At 75.1% G+C, this 9,024-nt stretch carries 4 protein-coding genes; all 4 read left to right on the top strand.

From position 1 onward, the window contains the following. Window positions 1–420: 420 nt before the first annotated feature. Entirely contained in the window at window positions 421–1,650 is a 1,230-nt protein-coding gene (locus tag ACFXA3_RS25340) for a MupA/Atu3671 family FMN-dependent luciferase-like monooxygenase (RefSeq protein ID WP_385190475.1), read from the top strand. Further along, on the top strand, window positions 1,647–3,296 hold the full coding sequence (locus tag ACFXA3_RS25335) for a condensation domain-containing protein (RefSeq protein WP_385190472.1): 1,650 nt from the start codon (window positions 1,647–1,649) through the stop codon (window positions 3,294–3,296). Before ACFXA3_RS25340 ends, ACFXA3_RS25335 begins: the two co-directional genes overlap by 4 nt. Further along, window positions 3,293–6,421 carry an amino acid adenylation domain-containing protein gene (locus ACFXA3_RS25330; RefSeq protein WP_385190469.1) on the top strand — a complete coding sequence of 1,043 codons (3,129 nt, stop codon included), beginning with the start codon at window positions 3,293–3,295 and terminating at the stop codon, window positions 6,419–6,421. Before ACFXA3_RS25335 ends, ACFXA3_RS25330 begins: the two co-directional genes overlap by 4 nt. Next, window positions 6,418–9,024, top strand: a 2,607-nt coding sequence (locus tag ACFXA3_RS25325) for a penicillin acylase family protein (RefSeq protein ID WP_385190466.1), incomplete at its 3' end; no start/stop codon positions are given. The genes ACFXA3_RS25330 and ACFXA3_RS25325, both read left to right, overlap by 4 nt.

The raw sequence follows: 9,024 nt of genomic DNA, 5'->3' as shown, positions 1-9,024 counted from the left end.
CGGTCCTTGCCCTCGGCGGCCTTGACGACGCACTCGGCCCAGCGGCCGCGCCCGTGGGGGGGGGGGGCCGCACCCCCCCGCGGGTCTGCCGCGCAGACCACACCCCCCCCCGCCCCCCCGGCCGCCCCCCCGCGCGGCGGGGGGCCCCCCCCCCCGCTCGCGCTTCCCCTGCCATCCCGCCCCGCCCTCCCAAGCGTCAGATGCCAATCGACCATGGCACACTCCGGGCGTCCGGGCGACCGTATCGGCGCTCTTGACGGAAGAGTGACGAGTGAACATCCTTGGGTCTCGCTGATGCTCCACCCGACTCGCGCTGTCACTCACCCGGCTCACCGTTCCGCGCGTCCGCTCCCGGGCCGGCACCAACGACCCGCCGGCACGGCACGGCGTTCCGGCCGTCTCACGGAGGCATCCTCGCCCGTGGTGGAAATCGACGCCCGTATACGTGCCCTGTCCCCGCAGCAGCGCCGGTTACTCCAGGAACGGCTCGCCGCCCGCCGGCAGTCCCCGGCGCCACCCGCGAAGGCCCCCGCACCGGCCCGCGTCCGCCACGGCGGGCAGCCGATGAAGTGGAGCCTGTTCTTCTTCTCGGCCGGCGGTGAGCACACCACCCGTGAGCACTACGCCTTCCTGCTGGACTGCGCCCGCTTCGCCGACCGCAACGGCTTCGAGGCGATCTGGCTCCCCGAACGCCACTTCGACGCCTTCGGCGGCCCCTACCCCGCACCCGCGGTCCTGGCCGGCGCCGTCTGCGCGGTCACCGAGCGGGTGGGGGTGCGGGCCGGCAGCGTCGTACTCCCACTGCACGACCCGGTCCGGGTGGCCGAGGAGTGGGCCGTCGTCGACAACCTGTCCGGCGGCCGGACCGGAATCTCCTTCGCCTCCGGCTGGCACCCCAACGACTTCGCCCTCGCCCCCGATGCCTACGCCGACCGCCGGAACCGGACGGTGACGGGCATCCGGCAGCTGCGCGAGCTGTGGCGGGGCAGCACCCTCCGGCGCCGGGACGGTGCGGGCAGCCTCATCGAGATCGGCACGCTCCCGCGCCCGGTGCAGCGGGAGATCCCGCTGTGGATCACCGCGTCCTCCTCGGCCGAGACCTGGCGCACCGGCGCGCGCGAGGGCCTGCACGTCCTGACCGCCCTGCTGGAGCAGAACCACACCGAACTGGGCGAGAAGGCCGCGGTCTACCGCGAGGAACTCCGCGCCGCGGGACGTGATCCCGACGAGTACGCGGTCACCGCGATGCTCCACACCTTCGTAGGCCACGACCAGGAGGACGTGCGGCGCACGGTCCACGGGCCCCTCATCGGTTACCTGCGCTCGCACATGGAGCTGTTCGCCAAACTGGCCGACAGCCAGGACGTGGCCATCGACCCCGCCAAGGTGAGCGCCGCGGACCGGGCGGCCCTGGCGGAGCTGGCGTTCGAGCGCTACTTCACCGCCAACGGACTGTTCGGGACTCCGGACACCGCGCTGGCCAGGGTCCGCGCGCTGGCCGCTTCGGGCGTCACCGAGATCGCCTGCCTGGTGGACTTCGGCGTCCCGCCGAAGGAGGTGCTGGCCAACCTGGTGCACTTGCAGCAGCTGCGGGAGGCAGCCGACGCGGCCGGTGTCCTGACGCTCGGCGGCGCCGGAGCGCACGCGTGACCGATACCGGCGAGCGCCTGCGGACCCTGTGGAACGAACTCCTCGACCAGCCGGACGGCGGCGAGGACCGCGACTTCTTCAGCCTGGGCGGCCAATCGCTCATCGCCACCCGGCTGATCGGCCGCATCGGGGAGGAGTTCGGCGTCCGTCTCAGGCTCCGGGACATCTTCGACAACCCCACCCTGGCCCGCCTGAGCGCGCTGGTCGCCGCCGCCCGGGAGCATACGGAGGAGACCGGCGCCCGCACGTCGGCCGACGCGCCGGCCGACGGCCCGGCCCCGCTCGCCCACTCCCCGCTGCGCCCGTACAGCGCTCCGCTCGCCCTGCTCCAGGAACGCTTCTGGAAGGTCGAACGGACCCTGCCGGAGGCCGCGTTCTTCAACCAGATCATGCGGGTGGACCTGATCGGGGACCTCGACCCGCGCATGCTGCTGTCCGCGCTCCGCAACACCATCCGCCGGCACGACGTCCTGCACGCCACCCTGGGCGAGGGCCGCGACGGGCCCTGGCAGACCGTACGCCCCGACTTCACCGTTCCCGTCCGCCAGCGCGAGTACAGGGACCTGGACGAGACGGCACGCGAAGAGGCGATCCGGCAGGCCGCCAAGGCCGAGGCCAAGCTGCCGTTCGACCTGGTCCGCGAGATCCCGCTGCGGCTGAGGGTGCTGCGGTTCACCGCGACCCGCAGCGCGGTGCTGGTGGTGACCCACCACATCGCCTTCGACGGCTGGTCGCGCAACCAACTGGTGGCCGACGTCGCCGCCGACTACCGGGCCCGGGTCGAGGGCACCGCCGCGCCCGAGCCGCTCGCTTTCACCTACACCGACTTCGCGACCTGGCAGGTGGCCCATCGGGCGGCCGGTGGCATGGACGCCGCCCGCTCCTACTGGCTGGACCGGCTCGCGGCGCCCTACCCCGACCTCCGGCTGCCCGAGGCGCTCGAAGGCGACGACGGGTACCGCAGCGCCGCCCAGCCCGTCACCGTGTCCGCCGCGACGATGGCCTCGGTCGCGCGGCTGGCCAGGGGGGAGAACACCACCGACTTCACGGTCCTGCTGGCGGTCTTCCTGCTCGCAGTGGCGTCCCGCAGCGGCACGCCGGAGGCCATGGCCGCCATCCAGGTCGCCAATCGCCGCTGGCCCGGCACCCAGAAACTCGTCGGCCTGTTCGCCAACACCCTGGTGCTGCGCGCCCCCATCGATCCCGCCGCCGCCTTCGAGGCGTACCTGCGGACGGTCAGGACGGCTCTGCTGGAAGCGTTCGACCACCAGGAGGTCCCGCTGGAGGAGGTGGTCGACGCCCTCCGGGAGCGTGACGGCATCGACCCCGCCGACCTGCTCCAGGTGGGCTTCGCGCTCCAGGACGCCTGGGTGCCCGAGACCCCCGTGCCCGGCGGCTTCCTGCGCCAGGCGTCCGGCCTGGTCTTCGGCGACGGCCAGGAACTCGACCCCACCACCTTCGGACTGACGATGGAACTGCGTGCGGACGGCCCGGCGCTGTCCGGGCACGTCACCTACAAGGCCGACCGATACCCGCCGGTAGCGATCAAAGCCCTGGTCACCGCCTTCGACGGCATCCTGCGTGCGGTGGCCGACGACCCGCAGACGGCGGTCGGCACGCTCATCACCGAGCAGGTGGGCCCGTGACCGGCACCTGCGTGCACCACCTGGTCGAGGAGCACGCCCGGCGCCGGCCGGACGCCGTCGCGCTCCACTCCCCCGGCCGGACCGTCGGCTACCGCGAACTCGTCCGGGCGGCCGACCGGGTGGCCGCCCGGCTGCGCGAGGCGGGCGTGGGCCTCGGATCGCTGGTGGCGGTCTTCGGGCCGGCCACCCCCGAACTCATGGCCGGGATACTGGGCACGCTCAAGGCGGGTGCCGCCTGGCTGCCGCTCGGCCCCGGGGACCCGCCGCAGCGCACCCGCGTCCTGCTGGAACAGGCGCTCCCCGACGCCGCGCTGTGCGCGGAGGAGGAATCCGCCGAGTGGGCTCTGCGGGCCGGCCCGGCCACGCCCTCGGTCGTCCTCGGACCGGACCTGTGGTCCGGCCCTGCCGAGCCGGTCGACGTCCCGGTGGAGCCGCGCGACCTCGCCTACGTGATGTTCACCTCCGGCAGCACCGGCGTGCCCAAGGGCGTCGAGGTGGCGCACCACGGTCTGGTCAACTACTGCCGCTGGGTGGCCAGGGCCAACCGGGTCGACGGCGGTGTCGCCCTCCTGCCCGCCACCACCCGGCTCACCTCCGACGCCTGCATCCAACAGGTGATCGCGCCCCTGACCCGCGGCGACGCGGTCTGGCTGGTCGACGAGGGACTGCGCCTCGATCCGGAGCGCCTGCTGAGCGAGCTGACCGCTCGTCCCGGAGCCGGTTTGCACTGCGTGCCGGCGCTGTGGGAGGAACTGCTGCTGGTCCTGGAGTCCGCCGCCGCCCCGGTGCCCGCCTTGTCGAGCCTGTTCCTGGGCGGCGACCGGGTGCGCGAGGAGCTGTGGCTGCGCACCCGCCGGCTGCTGCCGCACTGCGCGATGGCCAACGTCTACGGCCCCACCGAGGCCACCGTCCAGGTGACCGGCGGCTTCCAGCCGGCCGGAGCCGAGCTGACCGTCGGGCGTCCGGTCGACAACGTCCGGGTGCTCGTCCTGGACGACTCGGGCCGCGCGGTACCCACGGGCGAGGACGGCGAGGTGCACCTGGGAGGCGTGTGCCTCGCCCGCGGGTACCGGGGACAGCCCGCCGAGACCGCCGAGCGCTTCACCGGCACGGGGGCCGGCCGCCTCTACCGCACGGGCGACGTGGGCTCCCTCCTGCCCGACGGCACCCTGCGATTACGCGGGCGGCTGGACGACCAGGTGAAGATCCGCGGCAACCGCGTCGAACCGGGCGAGATCGAGTCGGCCCTCACGGCGCTGCACGGAGTGGGCCGCGCCGCGCTCGCCGTCACCTCGGACAGCCGCGGCGCGGTCGTGCTCGCCGCGGGCGTCGAGTCCGTGCGGCCGGGCCCGGACCTGTCCGCTGCCCTGCTGGCCGAGCTGGCCGCCCGGCTGCCCGGCCACTTCGTTCCGGCGGCGCTGCGCGTCTACGACCGGCTGCCGCTGATGCCGAACGGCAAGGTGGACCGGGCCAGGATCGCCGCCGAGGCGTTCGAGCAGGCACATCCGCCCACCGAACCCGTGCCGTGGGGATCCCCGCTGGAGATGCAGGTCGCCGAGGTGTGGAGCGGGCTGATGGACCGCCCCGCGACCTCGCCCGACGACGACTTCTTCGCACTCGGCGGGCACTCGCTGCTCGCCGTCCGGGCGGCCGGCAGACTGACCAGGACGCTCGACCGCGCGGTGGACGTCGGCATGATCTTCGAGCACCGCACGGTCCGCGCGGTGGCGGCGGCCGTCGCGCGCCTCCCGCGGCGCGAGGCGGACGGCCCGCAGTGGGACGCCGACGCCCCCTGCCCGCTCTCGGTGCAGCAGCAGGAGCTGTGGCGCACCGAGGAGTTCCTGGCCGGCACCCCCTTCAACACGGTGCTCCTGCCGGTCCTCGTCGGCGGACCGCTGGACGTGCCCGTGCTGACGGCCGCGCTCGGTGACGTGGTCGCCGCGCACCCCGCGCTCAGGGGTCGTGTGGTCCCCGCGTCCGACGGCGGTGAACCGACCCAGACGGTCGCCCCGGTCGCGGCGCCGCCGCCCTGCCCGGTGGCCGACCTGAGCGCGCTGGCCGCCGAGTCCGCGCAGTCCGCCGAGGAGGCGACGGCCCGGCAGGCCCGCCGCCTGCTGGCCGAGCCGCTCGACCCGGTGCACGGGCCGGTGCTCCGCGCCCGGCTGGTGCGGCTCGCACCGGACCGCTCGTACCTGCTGCTCGCGGTACACCACCTGTTCTGCGACGGGGTGTCGCTGCACGTCGTGCTGGCCGACCTCGCCGAGGCGTACCGGGCGCGGCTGGCCGGCGGGGTCGGCGCCGGTCCGGAAGCCGAGCCGGTGCACCTGCGGTACGCCGGACACCAGCGGGCGCAGCTGGCGCAGGGACGGTATGCCGACCACCTCGCGTACTGGGCCGCCAAGCTGAGCCGCCCGGTGCCCGAAGTGCGGCTGGGCCCCGAACCCGCCGACGGGGCCGACCTGTTCAGCTTCGTCACCGCCGACGTCGCACTGGGCCCGGGACTCTCGCGCAGGCTCAGGGACTACGCCGGGGCACGTGGAGCCACGCCGTTCATCTGCCTGACCGCCGCGCTCGCCGCCGTGCTGAACGCCCGCGGTGTCCCGTCGCCGGTGCGGCTCGGCACCCTGACGGCCAACCGCGAGGAAGCTGCCCGGGAGCACGCGGTCGGCCTGTTCAGCACCACCGTGGCGCTGGACGTGCCGGTCGACCCGGCGGCGGACTTCGACGCGCTGGTGGCCGCCACCCGAGCGGAGGCGCTGGAGAGCTTCACCCATCAGCGGGCCCCGATGGAGCAGGCGTACGACGTACTTCCGCCGGGGCAGCCTCCGTTCCGCATCGGCGTGGCATGGGAGCCGCCGCGGCCGCCCCATCAGGTCGGTCCGACCCGCTTCGAGGTCCACCGGCCCCCGGGCGGATCGGCCCCCGGCGTGCTGCCGTCCTCGACCGCGGTGTCCTTCGTCGTACGCGAGGAGGGGGACGACCTGCGGCTCGTCCTGGAGGTCAGCAGGTCCGTACTGGACGAGAAACCGGCCCGGCACCTGCTGGAGGAGGCCCGGCTGCTGCTGGACCGCCTGCTGGCGGCCCCCGGCGAGCCGGTGGCCCACTGCACCGGTGTGCCGGGGTGACCGCGGCCGACCGCGGCCTGTCGGTACTGCGGGCCGACGTCACGATCGAGCGCGGCACCGGCGGCGTGCCGACCGTCCGGGCCGCCGGCCTGCCCGACTGCTGGGCGGGCCTCGGGTACGCGGTCGCGACCGACCGCCTCTTCCAACTGGACCTCCTGCGGCGCAGCGCAGCCGGCCGTCTGGCCGAGCTCTTCGGCCCGTCCGCCGTCGCACAGGACGTCGCCCAGCGGCGGGCCGGGCTCACCGCGGCCGCGGACCGGGCGCTCCCTGAACTGCCGCCGGACCAAGGGGCGGCGCTCACCGCCTACGCCGGCGGCATCAACGCGGTGATCGCCTCCTCGCCGCCACCGCTGGAACACGAGGTGCTCGGCCGGCCCATGGAGCCGTGGCAGCCGCGCGACTCCCTGCTGGTGGCCCTGCTGCTCGCCCAGATGCTCAGCGGCGACGGCGAACACCACCGGATGTACGCGGCGATGGCCCGTTCGCTGCCGCCCGAGGTCGTCGACTTCCTGCTCGGCGAGAGCGACCCCTATCTCGTGGGGCTGGACGGACGGCCGGCCGACGGCAGGAGGACCGGCCTGCCGGCGCAGGCGCTGCGCGCCCTGCTGGCCGAAGCCCCGGGCCCGCCGGCCGGCGGCCGGCAGATCGTGGCCCCGGACGACCGGCCCTGGGGATCCAACGCCTTGGCCCTGGAAGGCTCGCACACCGTCGACGGACGGGCGCTGCTCGCCAACGACATGCATCTGCCGCTGGGCGCGCCCGCCCTCTTCCACCGGGCCGGCCTGCGCTGGCCGGGCGGCAGGGTGGACGGCGTGACCGTCCCCGGCCTCCCGGTCTTCGTGGCCGGGGTCAGCTCCTCCCTCGCCTGGGGCGCGACCCGGCTGGCGGCGGACGTGGTCGAGCTCGTCGAGGTGGAGCCCGCGCAACTGACGACCCGGCGGGAACGTGTCCTGGTGCACCGCGGCGACCCCGTCGACGTGGAGGTGACGGACAGTCCGTGGGGTCCGGTCGACGTGTCCGGACCCGACGGGGTCCCGCTGGCCCGCCACTGGGTGGGGCGGGAACCGGGCGCCGTGGACCTCGGGCTGGGCGCGCTGATGACCGCCGGGGACGTCGACACCGCTACGGAGGCCGCCCGTCGGGCCGGCGGTCCGCCGCTGAACATCCTGCTGGCCGACACCGGCGGCCGGATCGCCTGGACCGTCTCCGGCCGCTTCCCCGTGCGCGAGGGCACGGGACCGGTCACCCCCGACCGCGCCTGGACCGCCCACCGGCTCCCGCACGAGCTGCCGTACGTCACCGACCCCGAATCCGGACGGCTGGTCAGCGCCAACAACGGTGTACGGGAGCACGGCACGGTCTCCGGCCTGGCCGCCAACCACTTCTCCGCCCGGCGGGCCGCACGCATCGGCGAACTGCTCGACACCGGCGGAAACTGGGACGAGCACCGGCTGCTGGCGCTCCAGGGCGACAGCGACGCGCAGTTCTACGCCTTCTACCGCGACTTGGCGCTCACCGTCCTCACCGACCCCGTGACCGGGGCGGACGAGCAGCGAGGGCGGCTGCGCGAAGCGGTCCGCGCCTGGGACGGCACCGCCCGGACCGACGCCATCGGACTGGCCGTGCTGGTCGCCTGGCGCGAGCTGCTGCGCGAATCGCTCTTCGCCGCTCTCCTGAGCCGCTGCGCGTCCAAGGACGAGGACTTCGTCTACTGCTGGCACTCGCACGAGTCCCCGCTCCGCGCGATGCTGGGCGACACCTCGCTCTTCCCCCCGCCGCACCGGGACCAGCGGGGCTTCCTGCTGTTCGAACTCGACGTGTGCGGAGCCCTGTTGCGCCACCTCGCCCCGGGAACCGGAATCGAGACGCTGCGGTGGGGCATGCTGAACCCCACCGGCATACGGCACCCGATGTCGCACCTCGCGCCGGAGCTGTCCGCCCTCCTCGACCTGCCCCAGGACGAGATGCCGGGCTGCCCGGAGTCGGTCTGCGCAGCGCGGCCGGGCGGGGGGCCGCCCCCGCGGGGCCGGGGTGCGGGGGGGGCGACGGGACCGTACGGGCGTCCGCGCACCCCGGGCTCGGTGTCCGGCCCCGCGGCGGCGGGCCGGCAGCCCCGTGAGGGGGCCCCGGCCGAGCACTGCGTCGTGCGGCACCCGCGGCTACCCTGGACCGGGGGACGATCGGCACCGCCCGTCGGAGGCGACCTCATGCGACGACGCCATCACTTCCACATCGATCATGCGGGGCACTCCGTCAGCGCCACCGTCGAGACCGGCCGCCACGTCGAGGTGGAGATCCTGGTCGACGGCAAGGAGACCGGCCACGGCACCACCCACCACGACCGGCCCGTCACCGTGCAGGTGGAACTGCCGACCGATCCGCCGACACCGGTGTCCGTCCGCGCGACGCCCGGTCCCGGCCTCCCGCGCTGCGTCCTGGAGGCCGCGGACGCCTTGCCCCAGGTCATGTCCCCCCGCCGCTACGGACGACCGCCGCCGTCGACCGGCCGCCGTCCGCCGTGGACGCGGGCGGGGGGGGGCGGGCCCCCCCGCCGCCCGCGGGCGGGGGGGGGCGGGGGCGGGGAGCGCGGCGGCGGTCCCGGC

The organism is Streptomyces sp. NPDC059456, from assembly GCF_042750055.1.
GTDB lineage: Bacteria > Actinomycetota > Actinomycetes > Streptomycetales > Streptomycetaceae > Streptomyces.
Note: the sequence above shows the minus strand (reverse complement) of the source record. Positions and strands in the feature narration are given on the sequence as shown.